Origin of the sequence: Shewanella sp. 10N.286.52.C2 (assembly GCF_002874545.1) — a bacterium.
Classification (GTDB): domain Bacteria; phylum Pseudomonadota; class Gammaproteobacteria; order Enterobacterales; family Shewanellaceae; genus Shewanella.
Genome location: NZ_MCTV01000039.1, coordinates 80,739 through 106,989, shown reverse-complemented (window position 1 = coordinate 106,989; position 26,251 = coordinate 80,739). Strand labels below are relative to the sequence as shown.

The 26,251-nt window shown below is 41.0% G+C and carries 26 protein-coding genes; 22 read left to right on the top strand and 4 right to left on the bottom strand.

What is annotated here, in order from left to right; genetic code table 11:
- The first annotated feature begins 28 nt into the window (after positions 1-28).
- The 12 genes from cybH (at position 29) to BCU94_RS14240 (ending at position 12,359) form a co-directional block, all read left to right on the top strand.
- Entirely contained in the window at positions 29-694 is a 666-nt protein-coding gene (gene cybH / locus BCU94_RS14290; protein ID WP_102476760.1) for a Ni/Fe-hydrogenase, b-type cytochrome subunit, read from the top strand.
- A 3-nt stretch (positions 695-697) separates the two neighbouring features.
- Positions 698-1,252, top strand: coding sequence for a HyaD/HybD family hydrogenase maturation endopeptidase (locus BCU94_RS14285; protein WP_102476759.1), 555 nt, complete (start codon positions 698-700; stop codon positions 1,250-1,252).
- Positions 1,245-3,206, top strand: coding sequence for a hypothetical protein (locus tag BCU94_RS14280; protein WP_102476758.1), 1,962 nt, complete (start codon positions 1,245-1,247; stop codon positions 3,204-3,206). Before BCU94_RS14285 ends, BCU94_RS14280 begins: the two co-directional genes overlap by 8 nt.
- A gap of 4 nt (positions 3,207-3,210) precedes the next feature.
- Complete coding sequence (gene hypF, locus BCU94_RS14275) at positions 3,211-5,589, top strand: carbamoyltransferase HypF (RefSeq protein ID WP_102476757.1); 2,379 nt, start codon at positions 3,211-3,213, stop codon at positions 5,587-5,589.
- 102 nt (positions 5,590-5,691) lie between these two features.
- Positions 5,692-6,411 carry a hydrogenase nickel incorporation protein HypB gene (gene hypB / locus BCU94_RS14270; protein WP_102476756.1) on the top strand — a complete coding sequence of 240 codons (720 nt, stop codon included), beginning with the start codon at positions 5,692-5,694 and terminating at the stop codon, positions 6,409-6,411.
- 1 nt (position 6,412) lies between these two features.
- Positions 6,413-6,658: a HypC/HybG/HupF family hydrogenase formation chaperone gene (gene hypC / locus BCU94_RS14265; RefSeq protein ID WP_102435486.1), complete on the top strand. Its 246-nt coding sequence runs from the start codon at positions 6,413-6,415 to the stop codon at positions 6,656-6,658.
- Positions 6,655-7,782 carry a hydrogenase formation protein HypD gene (hypD, locus tag BCU94_RS14260; protein ID WP_102476755.1) on the top strand — a complete coding sequence of 376 codons (1,128 nt, stop codon included), beginning with the start codon at positions 6,655-6,657 and terminating at the stop codon, positions 7,780-7,782. The genes hypC and hypD overlap by 4 nt, the downstream gene beginning before the upstream one ends.
- Positions 7,769-8,782 carry a hydrogenase expression/formation protein HypE gene (gene hypE, locus BCU94_RS14255; protein ID WP_102476754.1) on the top strand — a complete coding sequence of 338 codons (1,014 nt, stop codon included), beginning with the start codon at positions 7,769-7,771 and terminating at the stop codon, positions 8,780-8,782. The genes hypD and hypE overlap by 14 nt, the downstream gene beginning before the upstream one ends.
- Positions 8,782-9,129 (top strand): hydrogenase maturation nickel metallochaperone HypA, encoded by a 348-nt coding sequence (locus BCU94_RS14250; RefSeq protein WP_102435491.1) that lies wholly within the window; start codon positions 8,782-8,784, stop codon positions 9,127-9,129. The genes hypE and BCU94_RS14250 overlap by 1 nt, the downstream gene beginning before the upstream one ends.
- A 59-nt stretch (positions 9,130-9,188) precedes the next feature.
- Positions 9,189-9,353, top strand: a complete 165-nt coding sequence (locus BCU94_RS19670) for a hypothetical protein (protein WP_198589276.1) — start codon at positions 9,189-9,191, stop codon at positions 9,351-9,353.
- 434 nt (positions 9,354-9,787) lie between these two features.
- Complete coding sequence (locus tag BCU94_RS14245; protein WP_102476753.1) at positions 9,788-11,194, top strand: DUF1800 domain-containing protein; 1,407 nt, start codon at positions 9,788-9,790, stop codon at positions 11,192-11,194.
- A 1-nt stretch (position 11,195) separates the two neighbouring features.
- Complete coding sequence (locus tag BCU94_RS14240) at positions 11,196-12,359, top strand: DUF1501 domain-containing protein (RefSeq protein WP_102476752.1); 1,164 nt, start codon at positions 11,196-11,198, stop codon at positions 12,357-12,359.
- 91 nt (positions 12,360-12,450) lie between these two features.
- Here BCU94_RS14240 and pgm read toward each other — a convergent pair whose 3' ends face one another.
- Positions 12,451-14,091, bottom strand: coding sequence for a phosphoglucomutase (alpha-D-glucose-1,6-bisphosphate-dependent) (gene pgm, locus BCU94_RS14235; RefSeq protein WP_102476751.1), 1,641 nt, complete (start codon positions 14,089-14,091; stop codon positions 12,451-12,453).
- Positions 14,092-14,125: 34 nt separating this feature from the next.
- A complete protein-coding gene (gene seqA / locus BCU94_RS14230; protein ID WP_102435498.1) occupies positions 14,126-14,719 on the bottom strand; it encodes a replication initiation negative regulator SeqA in 594 nt (197 codons plus the stop codon).
- Positions 14,720-15,026: 307 nt separating this feature from the next.
- Between seqA and BCU94_RS14225 the strand changes: the two genes are divergently transcribed.
- The 7 genes from BCU94_RS14225 to BCU94_RS14195 all read left to right on the top strand — a co-directional run bounded on the left by BCU94_RS14225 (position 15,027) and on the right by BCU94_RS14195 (position 20,448).
- Positions 15,027-15,791: an alpha/beta fold hydrolase gene (locus BCU94_RS14225; protein ID WP_102476750.1), complete on the top strand. Its 765-nt coding sequence runs from the start codon at positions 15,027-15,029 to the stop codon at positions 15,789-15,791.
- A gap of 109 nt (positions 15,792-15,900) precedes the next feature.
- Entirely contained in the window at positions 15,901-16,122 is a 222-nt protein-coding gene (locus BCU94_RS14220) for a DUF2788 domain-containing protein (protein ID WP_076540959.1), read from the top strand.
- Positions 16,123-16,130: 8 nt separating this feature from the next.
- A complete protein-coding gene (ybfE, locus tag BCU94_RS14215) occupies positions 16,131-16,403 on the top strand; it encodes a LexA regulated protein (protein WP_076540961.1) in 273 nt (90 codons plus the stop codon).
- A 49-nt stretch (positions 16,404-16,452) separates the two neighbouring features.
- Positions 16,453-16,980 carry a flavodoxin FldA gene (gene fldA, locus BCU94_RS14210; RefSeq protein WP_076540963.1) on the top strand — a complete coding sequence of 176 codons (528 nt, stop codon included), beginning with the start codon at positions 16,453-16,455 and terminating at the stop codon, positions 16,978-16,980.
- Positions 16,981-17,101: 121 nt separating this feature from the next.
- Entirely contained in the window at positions 17,102-18,295 is a 1,194-nt protein-coding gene (earP, locus tag BCU94_RS14205) for an elongation factor P maturation arginine rhamnosyltransferase EarP (RefSeq protein WP_102476749.1), read from the top strand.
- 46 nt (positions 18,296-18,341) lie between these two features.
- Positions 18,342-18,902: an elongation factor P gene (gene efp / locus BCU94_RS14200; RefSeq protein ID WP_076540967.1), complete on the top strand. Its 561-nt coding sequence runs from the start codon at positions 18,342-18,344 to the stop codon at positions 18,900-18,902.
- Positions 18,903-19,233: 331 nt separating this feature from the next.
- Entirely contained in the window at positions 19,234-20,448 is a 1,215-nt protein-coding gene (locus BCU94_RS14195; RefSeq protein WP_102476748.1) for a pyridoxal phosphate-dependent aminotransferase, read from the top strand.
- A gap of 151 nt (positions 20,449-20,599) precedes the next feature.
- Here the strand turns inward: BCU94_RS14195 and cls are convergent, their stop codons facing one another.
- Entirely contained in the window at positions 20,600-22,051 is a 1,452-nt protein-coding gene (cls, locus tag BCU94_RS14190; RefSeq protein WP_102476747.1) for a cardiolipin synthase, read from the bottom strand.
- A gap of 152 nt (positions 22,052-22,203) precedes the next feature.
- Here cls and BCU94_RS14185 point away from each other — a divergent pair, with 152 nt between their 5' ends.
- Entirely contained in the window at positions 22,204-23,016 is an 813-nt protein-coding gene (locus BCU94_RS14185; RefSeq protein ID WP_102435508.1) for an endonuclease/exonuclease/phosphatase family protein, read from the top strand.
- A 14-nt stretch (positions 23,017-23,030) separates the two neighbouring features.
- On the opposite strand, the gene BCU94_RS14180 is transcribed toward BCU94_RS14185, so the two are convergent.
- Positions 23,031-23,939 carry a hypothetical protein gene (locus BCU94_RS14180; protein WP_102476746.1) on the bottom strand — a complete coding sequence of 303 codons (909 nt, stop codon included), beginning with the start codon at positions 23,937-23,939 and terminating at the stop codon, positions 23,031-23,033.
- Between the two features lie 209 nt (positions 23,940-24,148).
- On the opposite strand from BCU94_RS14180, the gene yfbR reads away from it, so the two are divergent.
- Positions 24,149-24,757, top strand: a complete 609-nt coding sequence (gene yfbR / locus BCU94_RS14175; RefSeq protein ID WP_102435511.1) for a 5'-deoxynucleotidase — start codon at positions 24,149-24,151, stop codon at positions 24,755-24,757.
- 93 nt (positions 24,758-24,850) lie between these two features.
- On the top strand, positions 24,851-26,215 hold the full coding sequence (locus tag BCU94_RS14170) for an anti-phage deoxyguanosine triphosphatase (RefSeq protein ID WP_102476863.1): 1,365 nt from the start codon (positions 24,851-24,853) through the stop codon (positions 26,213-26,215).
- Positions 26,216-26,251 lie beyond the last annotated feature (36 nt).

Sequence of the window (26,251 nt, the reverse complement as noted above, 5' to 3'; positions counted from 1 at the left end):
AAGTTTGCGGATCTAAGAGGAAAGGATTATGACTCAAATTGCAACCCATCGCAGAGAACTCATCTTCTCACCTGCCATACGGATATTCCATTGGCTTAGAGCACTGTCTATTTTGATGTTAGTGGTAACTGGTTTTTACATTTCATGGCCATTTTTGGTGGCGCCCGCATCTTCTGATGTCTTGGTTCAAGGTGGGATCCGCTTTGTACATCTCGTGTTTGGCTTTGTACTTACCAGTATCACCATAGTACGTTTTTACTTGTTCTTTTTTGCTAAAAGCGCCATTGAACGACGTTCAATCAGAGATGTTTTAAGCCTGAAGAGCTGGATAGCACAAATTAAATCCTATATCTGGATGGGACACTTAGATAAAGCTGGCGTATACGGACCTTTGCAGTTTATGACATACGTTGCCATATCATTTGCGGCTTTATTCATGTGTATCACTGGCTTGGTGCTTTATGCCAATGTTTATCATCAAGGGTTAGGTGGCGCTATATGGGAAGTTTCAGCTTGGTTTACGGCCTTAATGGGCGGGTTAGCACAGGTGCGAATTTGGCATCACATAGTCACCTGGGCTTTCATTATATTTGTGGTTATTCATATCTATATGGCGGTTTGGTCAGGCATACGCTTTAAGCATAACTCTGTTGACTCTATCGTCTCCGGTTATGACTACCATAAGGATCACTAGCCTTTGTCTACTAGCTTACTAATAGGTATAGGAAACGTTTTGTACGCTGATGAAGGGATCGGCGTACATTTTGTTAATTATATCGATGAAAAATACGCTTTCTATCAGCCAAACCATCAACTCGATATTTTAGATGGTGGCACCCTTGCTCAAGGACTTATCCCTATTCTTTGTCAATATGACAACTTAATTGTGGTGGATACCGTAAACAGTCCAGGGGTAAAGCCCGGAGAGGTGTATTCATTTAATTTTGATCAAGCGCCACCCGAAATTGATTGGCAAGGCAGTGCCCATGAGGTTGAGATGCTGCAAACCCTGATCATGATGGACATGGTCGGTGATAGACCCAATACTCACGTGATTGGAGTTACGCCGACAGTCATCGAGCCGATGACATTAGGCTTAACTGAGTCAATACAAGCTGCGGTGCCGACGATGGAAAAAGCCTTACTGGCACACCTTGAAAAAGCAGGTTTTAGCTATACAAAAAAACACAGTGTTAATATTAACGACTTAATCCCTGATTCCTATAAACGTGGATGTCAGCCCTATGCATAAAGTCAGTTTTAATTTTACCTGCCAGCGCCCAGTGGCCTTTTATGCGCAGCTTTGTAATCAATATATAGCCGATACCCGCTTTGACTTTAGCGCGGGTTTTAACAACAATCGCTATTTTTTAGAAGTTGAGGCCACAGAGCCACAACTCGCCGCCCTTGCCGATGAGATTGCCGCCAAATTTTTATATTCAATCTGGTTATGCTCTGCTGATGTCGGTGTCATCAAAACCCGTAAAGGCAGCCAAAAGCCGCTAGCCCATGCTGAGCTCAACATCAGTTACTGTAGTGAATGCCAGCCGCAGATGGTTAATGCCGCAGATGCTAACTTTTTAAAGCTTGATCTAGTTTGTCCCCATTGTCACGGCCATGAGCGTATAAGCACCTTAGAGCAATCTATGGCGCCGCAAGATCTTATTGCAATTGCAGCGCGGTTAAAAAATGACACCAAGATTAGTTTAAGCTGCAGTGGCAGCACTTATTTAAGTTCTGAATTAAGTTCTGTATCAAGTTCGGATCCAAGTTCAAATTTCAGTTTGAGCTTACAACCTTTTGCCAAAAACGCTGGCCAACAACATATTTTAATCTGTAACCCCCAGCATTTAAGTAAGTATTTTGCAGTGCAGCAGTACCATACCCTCGCCTTATCCAGTTTAGAAAAACCGCGACTCAAACTGATGTCAGCTGATGCAGCAGTCTTTTCAGGTGTTACTACTGCTAAACATCAAGCTAAGTGTAAAGTCCAGCCAACACTTACTGATCCATACTATCAAGTGAGCTTTGCTGACAGTCGTTTACTTATGGCACTGGCTGATCAGCTAAACACTATTGGTATTGATTGGGTCTATATTGATATAAACGATTCAGTTAGCGCTGATACTCATAACGACTTACACAAGCCTTTAACTAAGTCCATAGCTAAGCCAAGCGTAACTCGCATCAATAATGCTTGGGTAGAAATCGCCAGCAATCACCAATTCTCCATTAATGGCGCCAGCCCATTACATGATGTTGCTCAATACAAACACTATGAAGCCAGCTGGAACAACAAACAGATCCATTGCCGTATGTCAGCAGCTGATATCACCGCTGTGACTGAAATAACAGTGACTGGAATAGACGCGGCTTGCTGCGCCATGCACGCAGGTTTGCTGAATTTGTCTGAAGCTGTGATCAGTCAAATTTCCAATCGAATGCTGTCGAATCAAACGCTAGCAGCAACAGACAAACAATCCATCACCAGTGCCACACTCTATTTTAGCCATGACAACCCCAGTGTAGTTATTACCCAAAATAAACAACAAAAAATTGCCCAGTTTTTACGATTACCGACTTTTGAGCAACATGGCGCTGATATTATTGCGCAATTACAGCACGAAGAATCAAAAGTACTCGCTAAGTTTACCCTAGCATTTCCACAACAAATCCATCAATTAGCACTAACCAAACTGGATAAAGCTAGTGATAATATTCAACATTTTATTGGCCTAGCTGCCATGTTGATTTTAGATGATGAGGCCTTAAATCAATTAACCAGTATTGACGCAAAAGCAGATGCGTTTCATGCACTGGCGCAGCAGTATCATGGTAATAATGCCCCTAGAATTGATTTTCCACTTTGTTCAGAAAACGGCTATAGGAGCATTAATTGGCGCCGTACCTTTGCCAGCTTAATGAGTTTTAAATTAGCTGGCGCCAATCCCGCCATTTTAGCTTTTGGCTTTTTTGATTCACTGGCTGATTATCTTAGTAACTGGCTTGATCATCTGGAGCAGCAACAAGGAATTGATGCCGTGGTGTTAGCAGGCAACGATTTAGTCTATAGCGTACTTGCTGAGCGCCTATGTATGCGGCTACAAAAGAATTACCCTCTAGTGGTAAACCATCAATTAGATCTCGATGGCGCCAACATTGCCATTGGTGGTTTGTATCTCGCCAAAAGACGTGGGTTAAGGTAAGCCTATGGGACTGCACCAAGCCTATCTTCAACAGGTAAAACTCAATATAAACGGCATAGTCCAAGGGGTTGGTTTTCGCCCTTACGTTTATCAATTAGCCACTCAGTCTAATTTGCTCGGCAGTGTGCTAAATAATGAGCAAGGTGTATGCATTCATCTACAAGGATTAAATACTGATATCAATCATGTGATCCATCAGTTAAGAGTTAATCCACCGCCATTAGCCAGAATCGATAAACTGAATGTGGTAGAAGAACGAATCGATACAAGACTAGCCGACTTTACAATCAGCCAAAGTCAGTCTAATCAACAAGCCATAGTGTCAATTTCAGCCGATAAAAGTAGCTGCACAGATTGCTTAGCTGACATCGCAGATCCAAATAATCGTCATTACCAATACCCTTTTACAAATTGCACCAATTGCGGGCCAAGATACAGCATTGTTAAGCAACTTCCCTATGATCGCCATCTTACCTCAATGGCTAATTTTGCTATGTGTGATGACTGCCGAAAAGCCTATGAAGATCCCTTAAATCGACGCTACCATGCTCAGCCAGTGAGCTGCCCTAAATGCGGCCCCAAGTTACGTTTTGACATGCTTACCCATGGGCAGATAACTGAGGTTATTACTGATCAACAGCAAGTGTTTTCAGCCATCATCAGCGCGTTAAATAATGGCAAAATTTTAGCAGTTAAAGGTCTAGGGGGCTTTCATATTATTTGTGATGCCACTAATGATGAGGCCATTAAAAAGCTAAGATCACGTAAAAAGCGCCCAGCAAAGCCCTTTGCCGTTATGGCAGCGAATATCGAGCAAGCCAAACAACTCGTTACTGGCACAAAAACAGAGTGGCAACTCTTAAGTAGTGCTGAAAAACCTATCACCTTAATGGCTAAACACGCCAATATTGATAATTTTATCAGCAAGTTAATTGCACCCGACATAGATAAATTAGGACTGTTTCTGCCCTACACTCCCATGCATCATCTGCTGCTTAATGCCTTTAACAAACCTATTGTTGCCACCAGCGCAAATCTTTCAGGCTTACCCATTATTACCGACGCCAACGAGATTATGTCGCAACTAGGCCATGTGATTGATGGCCTCGTTGACCACAATAGAGCCATTGTAAACCCTTGTGATGATAGCGTTGTTCAAGTAATTAACGAGCAAATTCAGGTTATTCGATTAGCAAGAGGCTATGCGCCATTAAGTATTGCCTTACCCAGCGCCATTAAATATCCAATTCTTGGGGTCGGGGCGCAGCAAAAAAATACTCAATGCTTTGCTTTTAAACAACATGCCTTTATTAGCCCGCATATTGGTGACTTGTATAACCTCGAAACTAACCAGTTATTTGAACACACCTTAAACACATTTAAGCGACTGTATCGTTTTAACCCTAAGAAAATAATAAGTGATAAGCACCCTGATTATGCATCTAGCCAATGGGCTAATAATCAACACAATGTCCCGATTTCACAGGTTCAACATCACCATGCGCATATCCTTAGTGTGCTGGCGATCAATAACTACCAAAAACCAGTATTAGGATTTAGTTTTGATGGCACAGGCTTAGGTGATGATGACAGCCTTTGGGGCAGTGAGTGCATGTTGCTTGATGGCATTAATTATCGCAGTGTCGCACACTTGAAGTCATTTAAGTTAATTGGTGGCGAGCAAGCGATTAAACATCCCGTAAGGATTTTATTAGCCTTGTTATTCGAGCACTTCAGCCTTGCTCAAATAAAAAAACTGCCCATCGAGGCAATTCAAACAATGCCTGCTCATACCTTAGATAATTTACATCGTATGTGGCTTAACAATAGTGCTTGCATTGAATCACGCTCAATAGGACGGCTGTTTGATGCCATTGCTGTTGCGCTTAATCTTATTGAAACGAATCAGTTTGAAGCCCAAGCAGGCATGTTAATTGAAACTTGTGCTAATAACTGGCTCAAGCAATCAATAGCATCTAATACAACAAATACTGCCAACTTTGAGCAGCAATTACTGGCATGGTCTCCAGAGCCAACAGCAGCTGCTTCAGCAGTTAAAGTTTGGGATAGCAGCGGATTAATCAAACAAGTTATCGGGCTTATCACGGCTAAACAGCCGCCATCGACCGAACAATTATGTTTTGCATTCACAGCGAGTTTAAGCCGAGCTGTCGCTGATGTTGCTAATCAGTACCCTGAATATGCTTTAGTGTTTAGCGGCGGTGTGTTTCAAAATAAATTACTACTAACACAATGTCAGCAAGCGTTAAAGCAGCGGCAAATACTACCCAGTAAACTTATCCCTATAAACGATGCCGGCATCTCTTTAGGGCAATTATGGTTTGCCTATTTACAACAACAAACAACACAAATAGCCAATTAATATTTAAATAACGATTAATTGCTGATGTTAATCAAAGAATAATTTTTAACCGCCATTGATACTGAGATATAGCAAGAGGCGTTTCGAATAAGGAATATTGATATGTGCCAAGATTGCGGATGTTCAATTACAGATCATCAACATAGCCTACACTCTAACCCGCAGCTTAATGATACTAAGACCTTATCTGTTATTCATAAAATATTAGATAAGAATGATCATGAAGCCCAGCATAACCGTGCGCATTTTGAAGCCAATAACGTCATGGCTTTTAACTTAATGAGTAGCCCAGGTAGCGGTAAAACCACTTTACTGGAATATTTACCCACTCATTTAATGGCTAAATTCGCGGTCATTGAAGGCGACTTAGAAACCTCTCGTGATGCTGACCGCTTAATCGCTAAAGGCATTAGTGCTTATCAAATTCAAACCGGCTCAGCCTGTCACTTAGATGCCTTTATGGTGCATCAAGCGCTGCACCATATTGACCTTAAACCTATTGATGTCTGCTTTGTCGAAAACGTTGGTAATCTTGTTTGCCCCGCTAGTTACGATGTCGGCACCCACAAAAATATCGTACTGTTATCTGTGCCTGAAGGTGACGACAAAATTGAAAAGTACCCGGTTATGTTTCGCCGTGCAGATTTGGTACTCATAACCAAAATGGATTTAGCCGAGTATTTTGACTTTTCCTTAACCGAATGCGAGCAGCAACTTAAAAAACTCAATCCTGATGTGACCTTATTACCCATTTCAGTCAAAGACCCACAATCTCTTAACCAAGTGGCTGATTGGATAAACAGCGCAATTGGAGCGCAATAATATGTGCTTATCAGTGCCTTCTCAAATTACCGCTGTTCACGATGATACTAGTGTCACCGTCGATACCTTAGGGGTTAAACGCCGGGTCAGTAGTCACCTAATGACAGAGCCATTAAAGGTGGGCGAATTTGTGCTGATCCATATCGGATTTGTGATGAATAAAATCGATACAGAAGATGCCAAATTAAGTTTGGAACTCTATAAAGAGATTGTTGATAAACTTAATGATGAAGGAAATGATTTATGATCCTCACTGATCTATATCAACAGTTTCGCAATCCTGACACCATCAAAGCGTTAGCAGAAGAAATAAACTCACATGCTAGTCAGATAGATACTGATATTAACATAATGGAAGTATGCGGCGGTCATACCCACACCATAATGAAATATGGTTTAAAGCAATTGCTGCCAGCTAACATCAATTTTATTCATGGACCCGGCTGTCCTGTGTGTATTATGCCAAAAGAGCGCATCGACCACGCTGCTGCATTAGCACAGCTTGATGACGTTATATTATTGACCCTAGGCGATATGATCCGAGTGCCTGGTTCAAAAGGTAGCCTTGCTCAATTTCGTGCTAAAGGTTGTGATATTCGGCCTTTATACGACCCTATGGATGCCCTTAGTATCGCAAAAGACAACCCTGATAAAACCATTATCTTTTTTGCCATCGGCTTTGAAACATCCACCCCAATGACTGCAGTGTTAATTGACCAAGCTGAAAAACAGCAAATAAATAATCTGTTATTTCATATCAACCACGTCATAGTGCCACCAGCGATTGATGCCGTGATGGCCAACCCACAAGCTAAAGTAAATGCCTTTATAGGACCTGCCCATGTGAGCGTGATTAGCGGCGCTAAAATTTACCAAGCGGCAGTAGATAACTACAACACACCAGTGGTAGTAGCGGGTTTTGAACCTGTGGATGTGATGGAATCGATTCTTAGAATTGTAAAACAAAAACAGCAAAATATTGCCCAGCTTGATAATCAATACAGCCGCGCAGTCAGTTACGAGGGTAATCAAGCAGCCCAGGCATTAATCAACCAATACTTAACCCTTAGAGCATCATTTAGGTGGCGTGGTTTAGGACCGATTGCCAAATCAGCATTAACCTTAAAACCCCAGTACGCCCATCGCGACGCCGAAATTATATTTAAACAACAGCTACCCACTGAAGAAATTGATGACCACAAAGCCTGTCAATGCGGTGATATTTTGCGCGGTCTCGCCAATCCACAAGATTGCAAAGTCTTTGGCAGAGTCTGCTCTCCAGACAATCCATTGGGCAGTTGTATGGTCAGCTCAGAAGGTGCCTGCAATGCATATTATCGTTATACAGGAGTAACGAATGCCAGCGAATAAATATCAACACGTGCAGTTAAGCCATGGTGGTGGCGGTAAAGAGATGAACAGTTTAATTACTGATATGTTCTTTAAAGCTTTTTCAAATCCAATTTTGGAGTCTCAAGAAGATGCTGCGGATTTAAATTTAACTGGCCATTGTGCATTTACTACCGACTCTTTTACCGTTGAGCCTTTATTTTTTGCTGGTGGTGATATCGGCAAACTGGCCGTTGCTGGCACAGTCAACGATCTAGCCATGATGGCAGCGCAGCCAGAATATTTAAGCTGCAGTTTTATTATTGAAGAAGGCTTTGCCATTAAAGATCTGAATACCATAGTGCAAAGCATGGCCGCTGAATTACATAAATCTGGTGCACGTATTGTCTGTGGTGATACTAAAGTAGTGCCTAAAGGTTGCGCTGACGGCATATTTATCAATACCTCAGGTGTGGGCCGAATTTTAAAACCCGGTATTTCAGTTAAAAACCTGCAACAAGGTGACGCTATTATCGTATCCCGCGACATTGGAAGGCACGGAGCAGCCATTTTAATGGCACGTGATAGCTTATGTTTAGAGTCTGAACTCACCAGTGATTGCGCCACTCTTTGGCCCATAGTCGAGCAACTCATTGCAGCGAATATCGAAATCCATGCCATGAGAGATGCCACTCGCGGCGGCCTGTCTGCGGTATTAAATGAATGGGCCAATGCATCTGCTGTTGGCATTGAAGTCGATGAAAAATTAATTCCAATATCGCCACAAGTCCAAGGCCTGTGTGAACTTTATGGTTTTGAAGCCTTTGATTTAGCAAATGAAGGCACCTTTATTATGGCCCTGCCACAGGAGAGAGCTGAGCAGGCTTTAACTATCATGAAACAATATTGCCACTGCGATCAAGCCTGCATTATCGGCAATGTGACTAATCAACACCTTGGCAAAGTAGTATTAACCACACCATGGGGCAGTAGCCGCTATTTAGATGTTCCCCAAGGTGAGCTATTACCAAGGATTTGCTAATGCACGAGTATTCAATTGTGATGTCATTATTGGAGCAAATTGAGCAATTAGCGGCCCAAAATCAAGCTAATGAAATCATCAGAGTACAGATTAAAGTTGGGGTGTTAAGTGGCGTCGAGCCACGTTTATTGGCCACGGCGTTTGAAACTTTCAAACTTGAAGGGATTTGCCACAACGCCATGCTGGATATGAATATACAGGCGCTAATCATTCACTGCCGCCAATGTGACACGCAATCAGAATTAACCGAACGTAATATTGTTTGCCCAAGATGTTTAAGTACCAATACTCAGGTAATAGATGGTGAGCAGATGATGTTAATGCAACTTGAAATGAATACCGATTAAAGCTCAATTTGTAATAACTTTTATTAACCAATTAAAAAAGAATTATTGAGGAACTAACAATGAAAACGAAACTAACCGCAATGCTAATGGCTGCATCCCCTACTCTTGCATTTGCCCACGAAGGTCATGGCGCAGTCAGTCTATTTCATCATCTGTATGAACTCGCACCTGCTATTGCATTAGTAGCCATTGTCGCCTTAGTTATTTACAACAAAACGCGATAACTTGCTTAGACAGCACTTATTTAAAACAGCACTTATTTTAACAAAAGTCGCTTAGTCAATATTAGTTAGCCAGATACAGCCGGCTTACTTTTAATGCTATCCCTTTGAGCCAGAGCTCCCCACTGCGCTCAATGGGTAGTTTTTTTGTATTTATCAGCCAGCCCCGCAAACATAACTAATTTGTCTGGCAATAATGCTAAGCTGCCTCACCTTCTATCTTGAAACAGTCGTGGTTAAAATAAATCCTCAGCAGTGCAAGCGTCTATCAAGCCAAAAATGATATTACCCTCTATTTTGTGTAGTTTATGTCATTCTTAAGGCTAATTTGTTCATAAAACCATCTAAAAAATCTAGTTCACGCTTATAAATCGGCTTTGTTTAGCTTAAGGTAATATTTCACCAAGACCACAAGTTAACTGATCCAAGGATGTACTATGTCAGCAGCTGCGATAATTGCCACTAACCGATTTGGACTTGGCGCGAGGCCAAACGAACTATCCCTAGCGACTAACGATCCAAAAGCCTACTTAGTTAAACAATTGGTGATCCCAGAGTTTGAAGCAACTGAATTCAACTCTGACGAAATAATCCGTCAAGTAAGCGAATTTTTAAGACAAGAGCAGCTAGCAAAAAAAAACCGTCAAACTGAAAATATGATGTCCATGCAAGGTCAATCTAATGCAAATAAAGCCAACAATAAAAAGAAATTTAACGGGCCAAAGCCACTGCCGCCACACAAACAAGCCTATTACCAGCTAACAGCCAGTGCATTTAATAGCGCAATCAATTCTCCAAACTCATTAAGCTGGCGTTTATTACATTTTTTTTCAAATCATTTTAGTGTCACAGTCAGTGGACGAGTGATGACAGCACTTGCCGCCACATTAGAGCGTGAAGCCATAGCGCCAAATTTATTAGGATCATTTGCAGACATGCTACTGGCAGTGACCAGTCATCCTGCCATGATACGTTATCTCAATAATGAAAAGTCGTTCGGTGCAAATTCTCCTCTTGGCAAGCGAGGCAAAGGGTTAAATGAAAATCTAGCTCGAGAAATCCTCGAACTACACACCCTTGGGGTTAATGGTGGTTACACTCAAGCTGATGTCATTGAGCTAGCAAACGGAATTAGCGGGTGGAGCATTGCCAACCCCAGAAAAGATAATGCCACAGGTTTTATCTATCGAGTCAATGGCCATGAGCCAGGACCTAGAACCCTACTTGGTAAACAATATCCTGCCGCACAAGACAATGCCTCTGGCGTTAAACAGGGTCAAGTTATGCTAGCTGATATTGCCAAACAGCCACAAACTGCAACCCACCTGTGCTATAAAATAGTTAAATATTTTATAAGTGATAATCCTTCTGAAACACTGCAAACCAAGCTTGTTGAAACATGGAACAGCACCAATGGCAACATCAAACAAGTTATGCTGACCTTAATTAATGCAGACGAGTCATGGCAGCCTGAACAGCTGAAGTTTAAAACCCCCGTTGAACATGTCATCTCTAGTTACCGCGCAGTTAATAAGCCTGTCACTAACATGCAAAAATTACTTAAGCAGTTAGGTGAAATGGGTCAACAGCCTTTTAAAGCGGGCTCCCCTGAGGGATTTGGCGATCTAGAACCAGACTGGAACAGTGCTAATGCATTAATGACCAAAATCAACTGGACCACACAATTTGCTACCTCCCAACGAGATTCTGATACCGCTCAGGCAATTAATACCTTATATGGCAACTCATTATCTGAATTATCATTTAATACCATTACCCGTGCAGAAAGTCGTGAACAAGCTTTAGCGTTATTATTACTTAGCCCTGAGTTCTTAAGGAGATAACATGCAACGTCGTGAATTTATTAAAGGGATCAGTGCCAGTTTAGTGATGTTAAGCAGCGGCCTAGCGCCTAGCTCTGTGGCGAATGCAACATCCGCGTCCTCAGCTAAAACTAAAAAGAATATCGTCTGGGTCATACTTCGCGGCGCACTTGACCCATTGCATACCATAGTGCCACTAAAGGAGCCTAACTTTTCTCAATTAAGACCCACGCTAGCCGATAATGTCGCCAATTCAAAACTCGTGTTAAACCCACAATTTAGTTTAAATCCAGTATTAACCAATATGCATCAGTGGTATCTCGACAAGCAACTGTTACCTATTGTGGCAGTATCGTCTGGTTACCCTGAGCGGTCACATTTTGCTGGACAAGACTTTTTAGAAAGCGGTGGAGAACTTAAAGAGCTTGAGTCTGGCTGGTTAGGACGAGCCATAAGTGCTTCACTAGATCATAAAAACAATAGCGCTATTGCCATATCAAACGCTATCCCTATCAGTTTACGCGGGAGTGATAGTGTCAATACTTGGTATCCCACTAAAGGAGAGCCCGCTGATGAAGATATTTATCAGCAGTTAGCCGTGCTTTATCAACAAGACAAAAAATTATCTCAAAACCTAATGGATGGGATCTCATTGAAAGAAATGGCCATGCTAGGTGGTGGCAATAAGAGTCGTAAATTTGTCGCCTTAGCCGAGGCCTGTGGTAATTTTTTAACCCAAAGTGATGAAATAGATTGCGCCATGTTAGAAATGGGCGGCTGGGATACCCATAGCAACCAACATAGTCGCCTTAACCGTCAATTGAGCCAATTAGATAAAGGCCTAGAAGCACTTAAAAGCGCTTTAGTTAATCAATGGCAAAATACTGTGATAATTGTTGCTACCGAGTTTGGCCGCACTGTAAAAGAAAATGGCACCTATGGTACGGATCATGGCACTGGTAGTGCTATGTTTATCGCAGGTGGCGCAGTAAAAGGCGGTAAAGTCTTAGGGCAATGGCCGGGACTTAAACCTGAGCAGTTATTTCAAAATCGAGACTTACAACCTACCAGTAATAGTTTTAGCTGGATATCGACTGTGATGCAGCAACATTGGCAATTAACAACTGAAGAGATAAATCACATACTGCCAAACAACACACCCTATGATGTACCTATCATTAGCTAAACCCGTAGCAATACAATCCCTAAAAAAATGCCTGACTTATTGCTAAGTCAGGCATTTATCATCTGAGGCTATTAACCCTTTGGTTTAAACTTTAGGCTTTTAACGCACTATCAATCATGACTTGTGCCTGACTGATAATTTCAGCTAAATGCGCCTCACTGACAAAGCTTTCAGCGTAAATTTTAAATAATGCTTCAGTGCCAGATGGACGCGCGGCAAACCAGCCATTTTCGGTGGTGACTTTAATGCCGCCAATTGCCGCATTGTTACCTGGCGCATGAGATAAAATAGCCGTAATGGTTTCACCTGCAAGGACTGTATCGGTAAAGCTATCTGACGATAAGGTCTCAAACTTGGCTTTTTTCTTCAGGCTTATAGGACTATCGATACGGGTATAGTAACTCTTACCAAACTGTTCAGTTAGCTCGACATAACGCTGGGCAGGCGTTTTACCTGTTACCGCTAAAATTTCAGCGGCTAACAAAGCCAGAATAAAACCATCTTTATCGGTACACCAAGTAGAACCATCTTTATTTAAAAAGGCAGCGCCGGCACTTTCTTCACCGCCAAACGCAATACTGCTGTTAGCAAGACCGTCAACAAACCATTTAAAGCCCACTGGTACTTCTAAACAATGTCGTTGATGTGATTGACAAATTCTGTCGATAATTGCACTTGATACTAAGGTTTTACCAATGGCTAAGTCTGCCGCCCAATCTTTGCGGTAAGTCAGCAAGTAATCTATAGCGACAGCAAGGTAATGATTTGGGTTCATTAATCCAAAACCTGGGCAAACAATACCGTGACGATCGTAATCTGGATCATTACCAACACAGACATCAAAGTTTTCGCTATGTGCCAGTAATCCCGCCATGGCATAAGGTGATGAACAATCCATGCGGATTTTTCCATCTTTATCTAACGGCATAAAACCAAAACTTGGGTCGACTTTGTCATTGACTAAGGTAATGTCTAAACCATATTGCTCAGCAATGTGAGACCAATAATAAATACCAGAGCCACCCAATGGATCAACACCAATTTTTATCTTGGCTTTTGCTATCGCTTCTAAATCAATAACCTTGCTTAATGCATTAACATAAGGCGCGATAAAATCAACTTCATCAATCCAGCCTGACTCTACAGCAGTACCGTAATTGACTTTTTTAACGCCATTTAATTGATTAGCTAAATATTCATTGGCAGCGGTTTCAATTTGTTTAGTGATCTCGCCTTCAGCAGGTCCACCATGGGGCGGATTATATTTAATACCACCATCTTGAGGCGGATTATGCGATGGTGTAATAATAAGACCGTCAGTGAGATCGCCGCCATTAACATTGGCACTCACAATAGTTTGTGAGACGACCGGTGTTGGGGTAAAACCCTCATCTTTTTGCACTCTTACAGCGACTTGATTCGCTGTGAGTACTTCAAGCACCGACATATAAGCTGCATACGATAGGGCGTGGGTGTCAAAACCTACAATCATAGGCCCGCTGATACCCGCTTGTTGACGATAATCAACCACAGCCTGAGTAATAGCCCAAATATGATTTTGGTTAAAACTGGCCTTAAGTGAACTGCCGCGATGACCTGATGTACCAAAGGTCACTTTTTGCTGCACATCTTCAACATTAGGGACGATTCGGTAATAGTGGCTCATCAATTTGGGTAAATTAATCAAATCCTTTTGTATTGCTACAGTGCCTGCTCTGTCATGAATTGCCACGGTATACTCCCTATTTTAGAAATTTAAAATTGCCTTAGATTCTGTCTGAAATTGATTTTGCCAGCTCTTCATTACAGCCGAGTTGCAATAACACTTCTGATAAAATAGTGCGCTTTTTGGCGGTGTTGTTATTAGTGGTAACCCAATAACCGCTAGTACCAATTTCCTTCGGATTAGCAGACTGACTGGCTTTTAATAATTCCGCTTTTGAACGAGCAAAATATAAACGGCCCCGGCCTTGGATTTTTAATATTTGATCAAAAGTGGCTGGCGTCATTGCAGAAAGTGACTCTAACAAAAACATAAAGCGCCCTACTGCGCCTTTTTGCTGAGATAACATATGTTCATGTACAACAGTGTTGAAATCGACCTCAGTGTTTACTTCTTCAATTACGGCAGGTTCAACGACTTCTGGTGTGATAACCTCAGCCTTTACTTTAGCAACGCTTGTAGCATGGGCGGTTTCTAAGCTAGGTTGGCTTATCGCTAAAGGCTCTACAGGTTCAACTGATTCAATAGAAAGATCCAACAAACGGCGTAAAATATCAGATGCACTTTCACCAATGCGTTCTGTTTTACTTGCAATATAACGATAGAGTTCTTCGTCTATCTCAATATATTTACTCATTAATGCTTCCTTTGGTCTTAATCTATAGTCAAAAACGTCAAGCCACTTACGACATTAAATAATGACCAGTGGCATTACCGATCGATTTAGATCGATCTTTATATAATGACAGTCTACCCATCTCACGCCGATGGTAAAGAGTAAAAACAGCTAAACATCTCAAAATTAGTCAATTTCACATCATCAATGGCACTGATGGATGCTTTAATGAACATATAACAACTGACTAATTCATTTCAGTTCTTGATCATCATCCCCTTTTACAGGCAAAATCACGCCTTCGTTGACAATCAAAATGGACATTTCAATGCATTACGTTTCATCAGGTACTGGCCCTACAGTGGTTTTAATTCATGGCTTATTTGGTAATTTGGACAACCTGAAAAACCTCGCAAATGCACTGGAAGCAAACCATCAGGTTATTCGTGTCGACTTACCTAACCATGGTTTAAGTGAACATTGGCAATATTTGGACTACCCACTCCTTGCCGAAGCTTGCGTAGAGTTGCTAAACAGCTTGAATTTAACCGAAGCACATTTTGTTGGCCATTCGATGGGCGGTAAAGTCGCCATGGCTTTAGCGTTATTACATCCCGAAAAAGTCACTAGTTTAGTCGTAGCAGATATCGCCCCTGTGGCTTATGAACCACGTCATCAAACCGTATTTGCAGGGTTAACATCCTTAACTCTAGATCAATCCACCAACAGAAAATCAGCATTAGAGCATTTAATCAGCGCTGATATTGATTTAGGTACCGCGCAGTTTTTGCTTAAAAACCTGCAGCGAACCGACAATGGCTTTGAGTGGAAAATGAATCTTGACGGTTTAATCGAGAATTATCCGCAAATCATTGCTTGGGATATCACCGACAAACAATACGATAAGGCCTGTTTCTTTATCCGTGGTGGTGACTCTCAATACGTGCTTGCAGAGCACACCAATGCCATCATGACGCAGTTCCCTCGTGTCAGTGCCAAAACCATCAATGGTACAGGTCATTGGTTACATGCCCAAAAACCTGAAATATTTAATCGATTAGTTGCTGAGTTTATCGATAGCAATAGCCAATAATTAACTTGTAAATTTTCATTAATAGAAGCCAACAAATATGGCTCATAGTATATCTATGTGATATATTCCCGCCCTCTTTTAGCCTTAAAGCATTACTAAAGGAAAAAACATGTTGAATCAGTATATGGATCAAATTGAGACATTAGGTCTAAACTTGTTTTTTGCTTTAATATTTTTCTTTATTGGTATGGCTATTCACGATGTCCTTAAGCAAGGCCAAGTGCCCAAATTTGGACGTTACATCGTATGGTTAGTATTATTCCTTGGCTGTGCCGGGTTTGTAGCAAAAGGTATTATTCAGATCACCTGGGAAGGTTCAGGGATCGGTTAAACAGAACGATGGCAAAAGAAACAACAGATAGAACCACCATTGACCTGTTTGCTTCAGAGAAGCGTCGTGGACGTCCTAGAAGCAACCCCTTAAGTCGGGAACAACAGTTAAAGGTCAATAAGCGCAATCAAATACAACGTGATCGCGCTAACGGATTAAAACGAATAGAGTTAAAGGTGTCACAAGTTTTATATGACGCCTTGAACGAACAAGCATTGGCCAGTAACATCAGCCGTAGCCAGTTAATCGAATTAATCTTGCAACAACAAATCGACAACTGAACCGTTTTTTTAAATTCGCAAAGCGAACATGATATTTAAAGGATAGACAATGGCAACTGTAGGTCTTTTTTTCGGTAGTGACACTGGTAATACCGAGGCTGTAGCCAAAATGATCCAGAAGAAGTTGGGTAAAAAAATGGTCGATGTCAAAGACATCGCCAAAAGCACCAAAGAGCAAATCGCTGAGTTCGATTTGATCTTATTTGGTATTCCAACATGGTATTACGGTGAAGCTCAATGCGATTGGGATGACTTTTTCCCAGAGCTAGAACAAGTTGACTTCACTGATAAGTTAGTCGCAATTTTTGGCTGTGGCGATCAAGAAGATTACGCTGAGTACTTCCTTGACGCTATGGGCATGGTTGGTGATATCGTATCTGAGCGTGGCGGGATCATTATTGGTCATTGGCCAACAGAAGGTTACGACTTTGAAGCATCAAAAGGTTTAGTTGACGACAAACACTTTATTGGTTTAGGTATTGATGAAGATCGTCAACCTGAACTGACTGAAGAGCGCGTTGACGCATGGGTTAAGCAAATTTATGAAGAAATGTGCTTAGCTGAATTAGAAGACTAATATTGAGTCTCTAACTTTGTTTTTACTGTTGAGTAAAATCAGTTTAAAAAGCGGCCATAGCCGCTTTTTTTAGCGCTGACATTTAGCGCCAAATAGCTAGCTGCTGTGTTGAGAGAAAAAAGTGAACAAATCAAGCAATCAACATTGGGATATATTCTGCGCTGTTGTTGATAACTACGGCGACATCGGTGTCACCTGGCGTTTAGCCAAACAATTGCACGCAGAATACGGTATTGAAATCAATTTATGGGTCGATGACTTACACAGTTTTTCGCATATTTTGCCGCAGTTAAACCCAGCTATAGCCCAGCAATGCTTTTGCGGTGTTAATATTTTTCAATGGAACAACCCATTAGATATAGAGTACAAAGCTGGAAGCGTATTGATTGAAGCTTTTGCTTGTGAATTACCTTCACAAGTTAAAAGCAGTATTGAAGAACTCCATAATCATAATAAACACCACACTTCAACCTCATCACATACTCCACCGCTATGGATAAACCTTGAATACCTTTGCGCTGAAGATTGGGTCGACGGCTGTCACGGTTTACCTTCAATGCAACAAAGTGGCCTTAAAAAGTATTTTTATTTTCCTGGGTTTACTGCAAAAAGTGGCGGATTGATTTGCGAGCAAGACTTATTTAGTCAACGTAATGCTTGGCAAGCTGATAGCAGTAATAAACTGTCATTGTTTCGCCAATTAGGTTTATCAGGCATTAACGCTGAAGATGTCGTCGTATCAGTATTTAGTTATGAGTCACAAGCCCTAGCAAGTTTGGTCAAGCTTTGGCGTCAATCAAGCCAAACCATGCATGCGTTAATTCCCGTGGGCAAAAGCTTAACCAGCATCATTGATTTATTGCCAGTGACCATAGAAAACATTAAACCAGGTCAGCAATATCAGCTGGAAAATCTGGTTATTCACATTCTGCCTATGACAGATCAAAGCGGCTTTGACCGACTGCTTTGGAGCTGTGATATCAACATTGTTCGCGGAGAAGACTCTTTTTTGCGCGCTCAGTGGGCAGCTAGGCCGTTTATTTGGCATATTTACCCACAAGATGAAGATTATCACCTAGTAAAACTGCAGGCTTTTGTTAATATCTATACCCACAAACTTGATGATAGATTTGCAAATATCTTCTCGGAAGTAAATTTTGCATTCAATCAGCAACGTGCCGATATCTCAGATTATTGGCAACAACTTATTTCAGTGCAATTGCCTATGCAGCGTCATGCTACAGATTGGGCAGTTGATGCTAAAAATGATGCAGATCTTGCTACACGTCTGGTTCAATTTATTAAAACCAGCTAAGATACTGCGCAATTAAAATTAATACCTAAAATATAGGAATAAAGTAATGAAAACTGCTCATGAACTCCGTCCTGGTAACGTGATCATGTTAGATGGCAGCCCATGGGTTGTTCAGAAAACTGAAACAACTCGCTCTGGTCGTAACGCTGCAATCGTTAAAATCAAATTAAAGAACGTTCTACAAGACTCTACCACTGAAACCACCTTTAAAGGTGATGACAAAATGGAAGATATCATCCTAGAACGTTTAGCATGTACTTATTCTTACTACGCAGATCCTATGTATGTATTTATGGATGCTGAGTACAACCAATATGACGTTGAAGCTGACAACTTAGGTGATGCTTCTGCTTATATCGTTGACGGTATGGAAGAAGAATGTTCAGTCACTTTCTACGAAGGTAAAGCGATTTCTGTTGAATTACCGACTAGCATCGTTCGTGAAGTAACTTACACTGAACCTGCTGCTCGTGGTGATACTTCAGGTAAAGTAATGAAGCCAGCAACCATTACTGGTGGTGGTACTGTTACGGTAGCTGAATTCGTTAAAATCGGTGATAAAATCGAAATTGATACTCGTACTAACGAGTTCAAAAAACGCGTTTAATTATCGCTATCATTAGGGAGGCCCTTAACGGAACCACCCTAAAAGTCTAAAAGCCAGCAATTGCTGGCTTTTTTGTTTTTTGTATTTATTTTATGCACTTAGTTAGCTTATCTTTAATAAGAGAGTTGCACTCAAAAACACCAGCAATTCAGTGTTTCATCTTACTTATGCTCACCAATTTAGTCATTTAACCTAACCGGGTGTCGATAATATAAGTCGCGCAGTACAATCCTCTAATAAACTCAATAAAATATTCAATTAATCCTTTTCTCACTGCCATTAATTCGTTATTGTTCGGATACTTATGTCGTATTAGTAACTTGAGGCAAGTATGCGCCCTATTATCAAATCCAATAAACTCGATAGTGTTTGCTATGATATTCGAGGACCTGTTCATAAAGAGGCACGCCGCCTAGAAGATGAAGGTCATAGAATATTAAAACTTAATATCGGCAACCCTGCCCCTTTTGGATTTGAAGCCCCTGAAGAAATTGTCCGTGACGTCATTTTAAACTTACCAAGCGCTCAAGGTTATTGTGAATCAAAAGGGCTATTTTCAGCCCGTAAAGCCATTGTGCAGCATTATCAAGCTCAAGGGATCTTTGGTATTGATATCGAAGATGTCTATATCGGTAACGGTGCATCTGAGCTTATCTGTATGGCATTACAAGGTCTACTTAATACCGATGATGAAGTACTGATCCCCTCACCTGATTATCCGCTATGGACCGCTGCTGCCAACCTTGCTGGCGGTAAAGCGGTGCATTATCGCTGCGATGAAGAGTCAGACTGGTTTCCGGATATTGACGATATTAAAAGTAAAATCACCCCGCGTACCCGCGGCATTGTGATCATCAACCCCAATAACCCTACTGGTGCGGTATACAGTCGTGAGTTATTGTTAGAGGTGGTTGAACTGTGCCGTCAACATGACATCATTTTATTCGCCGACGAAATCTACGATAAAATTCTTTATGATGAAGCTGTGCATGTACATGCAGCTTCGCTTTCAGATGATATTTTGACAGTGACGTTTAATGGCTTATCTAAAGCTTACCGCGCTGCAGGTTTTCGCGTTGGCTGGATGGTTCTCAGTGGCAATTTAAAAGCCGCCAAAAATTATATTGAAGGTTTAGACATGTTGGCCTCAATGCGCTTGTGTTCAAACGTACCTAATCAACATGCGATACAAACTGCTTTAGGTGGCTATCAAAGTATTAACGAGTTAATACTGCCAAATGGCCGTTTAACCGCCCAAAGAGACGTCTGTTATGACGTGCTTAATTCAATACCCGGTGTTAGCGTTAAAAAACCTAAGGGAGCTTTATATGCCTTCCCTAAGCTGGACTTAAAGAAATTTAATCTTAGAGACGATGAAAGACTGGTACTGGATTTATTAAAATCTGAAAAAATGCTTTTAGTCCAAGGTACCGCCTTTAACTGGCCAGAGCCAGATCATCTGCGAGTGGTATTTTTACCCCACAAAGAAGACTTAACTAAGGCACTCACAGATTTTGGCAACTTTTTAGAGAACTACTCACAGTAATCAAATTACTGCCGTATTTATCAGTAATAGTCATAACAAACACAGCCACTACAGTTTTTATCGTGGCTGTTTTTATATGCTCATGACAAGGCGCTATCGATTACGCGAAACTCTATAGCAACCAGCTAAAGTGAACGGCTAAAGTGAAAAGCTATAGTAAAGGGCTAAACAAATAAAAAACTTGTTCAATCACCCTTTTGTACCAAGGGCGTTTATTCCACTGTGCTAAAGTAAGTTGCTCAGAATCATCAATATAGCTTTGCTGTAACTGCTGTAATTTATAAGCAAACTTAACATCGTCAACCGCTAAAGTGAGTTCAAAATTTAGCCACAAGCTACGCATATCCATATTTACCGTACCAATCAAACAATGTTCATCATCAATCAACACCGACTTAGTGTGCAGCAAACCACCGTTAAACTGATGAACTTTTATGCCAGCATTTAACAGTTCAGTGAAAAACGAACTACTGGCCCATTTGACCATAGTGGAATCGTTGCGCCTTGGGATAATAATATTAACATCAACTCCCCGTAACGCTGCGGTGACTAAGGCCACTAACAAGTATTCACTGGGTACAAAGTAAGGTGTGGTAATAACAATGCGTGTACGGGCTTGATATAAACTTTGTAATAATACTTGATGAATAACATCTTCCGGCATCCCTGGGCCCGATGGAATAACTTGAACTAATGACGATGTATGAGTCGACTCTGCCGCTGGCGGCTGCTCAGGTAAAAAGCGCTCATTGGTTTCAACTTCCCAGTCCCAGCTGCTTACGGTATTAATCACTGGTACAACAGGTCCGGTGATCCGCACCATCATATCAATCCACTCTCCCACCTCGCTGGACTGCTTAAAATATTTAGGATCAACTAAGTTCATTGAGCCGGTATAGCCCACGGTATTGTCTATGACAACAATTTTACGATGCAAACGCAGATCCATGCGCCTAAACAGCATACGCAGTGGACTAACAATCAATGCCGGCACCACTTTAATTCCTGCATCTGTCATTAACTTTGGCCATGATGATTTGAAAAACTGGCGACTGCCTGCTGCATCCAATAGTAATTTAATGGCGACATTACGCTGGCTAGCGGCAATCAATGCATTAGCCACTTCATCTGCAAGACCACCGGGATGCCAAATATAAAACTCCATATGAATACAATTTTTAGCCTTATTTATATCGCTAATTATTGAGTTTAAAATGTCATCGGTAGTATGTTTTAACACCATTTCATTGGCAGTAAGAGATGGGATCCTTAATTGGGTGTCACACAAATGACTAATAGGAATAGCATAATGACTTTGGCTTTCGGGTTTATGGGCATTATGCTCATATAATGCTTTAAACCACTCGGCATAGGGTTTATACATGGCTTTTGAACGATTTGAGCGAGTTTTACCTAAATGTAATTCACCGAATAATAAATAGGCAAATACCCCAACAAAGGGTAAAAAGTAAATAATCAATAACCAAGAAAAAGACACGCCGATACTTCGACGTTTAATAACGATACGTATTGCCACCACACCTAAAATAAGCCAATAAAGCACCACACCAACAATGGCAATAATTTGGGTCAATTGATCCATAGTTTTTACAGTATTCCTAGGTGTATTGAAAAGTTAATAGTAAGGTTGATTGTACTCTTTAAACAAGCAAGCATATAGCAAAGCTAATCATTCAGCTGTCATACATCTATCTCGAGGTAACATTGAACCTTAAAAAACTAAAATATTGGATCATGATCGGGCTATTGTTAAGTGGCGGTTTGTATTTATTTGTAGTGACGAAATTCAATGGCGAAGCCGAGGTTATGATGAGTGAACTACAACCCATGTTTGTGTCTCAATGTTTATCCCAAACAGTCAGCAAGCCCCTTGATCAACAAGGACGCTTACGTATTGCCGTTTGGAACATTTATAAACAACAAAAGAGAAACTGGCAAACTGAATTACAGCAAATCACTCAAGGCTCAGATTTGTTACTTCTGCAAGAAGCCAAACTTAATCGTCGTTTCTCAAAGTACTTAGCCGATACCCAGCACCATGTGGTAATGGCCAAAGGGTTTAACCTGCTTAACGTACCAATGGGGGTTATGAATATTTCATCTCAACCAGCTAATGAAGCCTGTGCCTATCAAACTGCAGAACCGTTAATCCGATTCGCCAAATCGACTCTTGTGGCCACCTACCCATTATCTAATGGCCAGCAATTACTGGTGGTCAATTTACATGGCGTTAATTTTGACTGGCGACTAAATAGTTACGAATCACAACTGAAAAAAGTGCTAAAAAAAGTCGCCATACATCAGGGGCCGGTTATTTTAGCAGGAGACTTAAATACCTGGCGAGAAGGTAGAATGAGTATCGTAAGGCAACTCACTCATGGCCTGAGCCTAACAGAAGCTAAATACAAAGCAGATTTTCGTAAACGGGTGTTTGGCTTACCACTTGATCATTTATTTTATCGCGGTTTAACCTTAATAAATGCAGACTCTAACGAAACCTCAGCCTCAGATCATAATCCGATCCAAACAGAGTTTATCCTGCAATAACACCCTGAGCAAAATTAAACCACTTTAAAACTAATCAATTTGGCTTCTTCAGCAAAAAAGCGATAAAAATCCTCTTGCTGATCTTGCTTGCCAACAAATGCTACCAAGGCTTTTTTGTCGGTGCCTTTTACCAGTTCTCGTATTTGAGTTAAGCGTTTTACAAAATTTGTCTTTACCGCTTCAGGCCATGCACTGGTTTGAATTTTGACAACATAGGGTCTGAGGTTTTTATTCTTATTATCCACTTTTTGCCACCAGCCAGCGGATAACTTAATCATAATATAGTCAGCTTCAACTTGTGGTTTATCCCATGCTAAGGTGCTGTAAAACACCTTGGTATCATTATTGTCAGTTTGAAAACGAAACTTTTGCTTGCCTACTGGGTTAATGATTTTTGTGAAAATCTGCCCATATTGGTTTCCCTCAACCCCTTCAAATGAAAGCGCCCTGTCACGATCGTAAGGAAAGTCAAAATACTGATCGACTATGCTTTGAAAAGAGCTGGTCAGATAATTCGCTTTACGCTTACTGCTTACAGTTTTCGCGGCCTTCGACCTTGTTAATTGATTAACATCATCAGCGGCAATCTCGGTAGTACTCACCGCTTTAACGGACTTTGCGGCGGTTAAAGTAAACCGATTAGGATAAGCTAATGGAAAGCCTTCATCACTGCTCAGCCGTGATGTTTTGCCTTGCTGCTTAATTTTACTGCTGGCTTTAGCGTAACAATGCTGCTCATGATCAACGTTTTTTGAGGTTTTAAAATAAGGTCTACGTAAGTTAACCGCTTTTTTGTAAGAGCAAGGTATAAGCGCCACAGCGCATTCATCGCAAACAAAATTAAGTGATTTTACATTGTCGAGTATATATAGCTCTTCGTTGGTGACTAATCTATCTAATTGCAAACAGCGAGCATCATCCATATTCAATCTCATTTAACTTAGCATTTTCTTTCATAATCAAGCTTATCCGTTGTTATGCTAACGTAAATTTTGGTTAATTGTTAATATAAAATACAGTTGTATGGCGCAGTGTAGTTGATTACAGTAGACAGATAGCTTTTTAGCCGTAATCCGTATTCATTAGCGACACGGATCTGCTATTCGCCTTAATCCTATTACCGAGGCAGATTATGAAACCAAGCACTTTTATGGCATGGATCACCCGTATGCCATTGTTAGAACGTTGGGCTTTGATGCATTGTTTTCAAAAAGAAAACGTATCAGAGCATTGTCATCAAGTCGCTGTGATTGCGCACTTATTGGTGGTCATTAAAAATAAACGCTTTGGCGGTAAGCTAAATCCAGAAAAAGCGGCTACCATCGCCCTTTACCATGAAGTATCAGAAACCAAGCTCCAAGATATCAACTCCAACACCAAATATCACAGTCCTGAATTTACCAAAGCCTTTAAAAAGCTTGAAGATCTGGCAGAAAAAGAATGCTTAGCCTCGTTACCTGAAGATCTGCGTGAAGAAATGGAGCCACTATTAGTTCAAACCCAAGTCGACCCAGAATACAAAGCTATCGTAAAAGCCGCAGATATTTTACAAGCCTATGTGAAAACCATGAATGAGCTACGCTTTAACAATGACGAGTTTCAACATGTAAAAATTAACTTGGATAAAAAGCTTAAGCAAATGGAACAAGATTTACCTGAAGTAAAATGTTTTATCGAAATTTTCCTCGATAGCTGCACTTCCACATTAGATAAATTGACTGAAAACGAATTAACTAACTGATGCTCACACAGTAAAGGATGATCAATGTCAGACAATGAAATACACAGTAGTGATGTCACTGAAAATGAATTAGCTGCCATCAATGACAAACAAATGAACGCTGATATTGAGTGCAGCACTAAGATAAATCCATGGCATGAACGCCGCCTAGGTGAAGATAAATTACGCCGTAATGATCACCGCAGTCCGTTTCAGCGTGACAGAGCAAGAATACTGCACTCAGCCGCCTTTCGTCGCCTACAAGCTAAAACTCAGGTACACGGCATTGGCATGAACGATTTTTTTCGCACTCGTTTAACCCATTCATTAGAAGTATCACAAATAGGCACAGGCATCGCTGCCCAGCTTAAACGTAAATTCCCTGACATTGAGCAACTATTAGATTCAATGAGCTTAATAGAGTCACTATGCTTAGCCCATGATATTGGTCATCCGCCATTTGGTCACGGCGGTGAAGTGGCCTTGAACTATATGATGCGCCATCACGGCGGATTTGAAGGCAACGGTCAAACTTTTAGAATTTTAGCCAGACTTGAACCCTACACAGAATACTGGGGCATGAATCTAACCAGGCGAACCTTACTTGGAGTGTTAAAGTATCCCGCTTTATATAGCCAGTTACATGTCGATTTAGGTCACCCAGAAATAACCAGCCACAGACAATTAAGACCTTCACAGTGGCCATCGGTAAAAGGCCTTTTTAACGATGACAAAGATATCTTCGATTGGGTGCTTTCAGGTTTGAGTGTAAATGATAGAAACCGCTTTATCAGCATTAAAAACAGCACTAATCAACACTATCCTCACCACAGAACCCAGTATAAATCTTTTGATTGCTCCATCATGGAACTGGCGGATGATATCGCTTATGCAGTCCATGATTTAGAAGATGCTATTGTCATGGGCATAGTCACGCCTTTGCAATGGCAGCAGGATGTCGCTGACAAATTAAGCCAAAGTAATGACCCATGGCTTACTCACGAATTTACCCATATCGCAGATAAATTATTTTCCCATCAACATCACTTACGTAAAGATGCCATAGGTACCTTAGTGAATGGTTTTGTCACTGCCATTAATATCGAGCAAGACGACAAATTTGATGAACCTTTATTAAAATACAATGCCAGCCTAGAGCCTGACTTTGCCATCGCACTGCATACTTTAAAACAATTTGTCTATAAGTACGTTATCCGTAAACCTGAAATGCAAATGCTCGAATACAAAGGCCAACAAATTGTCATGGAATTATTTGAAGCCTTTGAGTCTGATCCACAACGTTTGCTGCCATTAAACACTCAAGAACGTTGGTTACATGCCAAGGAGAATAACCTTAATCCAATGCGAATTATTGCAGATTATATTTCTGGAATGACCGATGAATTTGCCGGTAAGTTGCATCAGCAATTATTTGGCCCCAAGTCTTCTGGCATTTTTGAGATTAGCTTAGAAAGATAACCTTACTTACCTATCAAGATGAGACCCCTGTGTTAG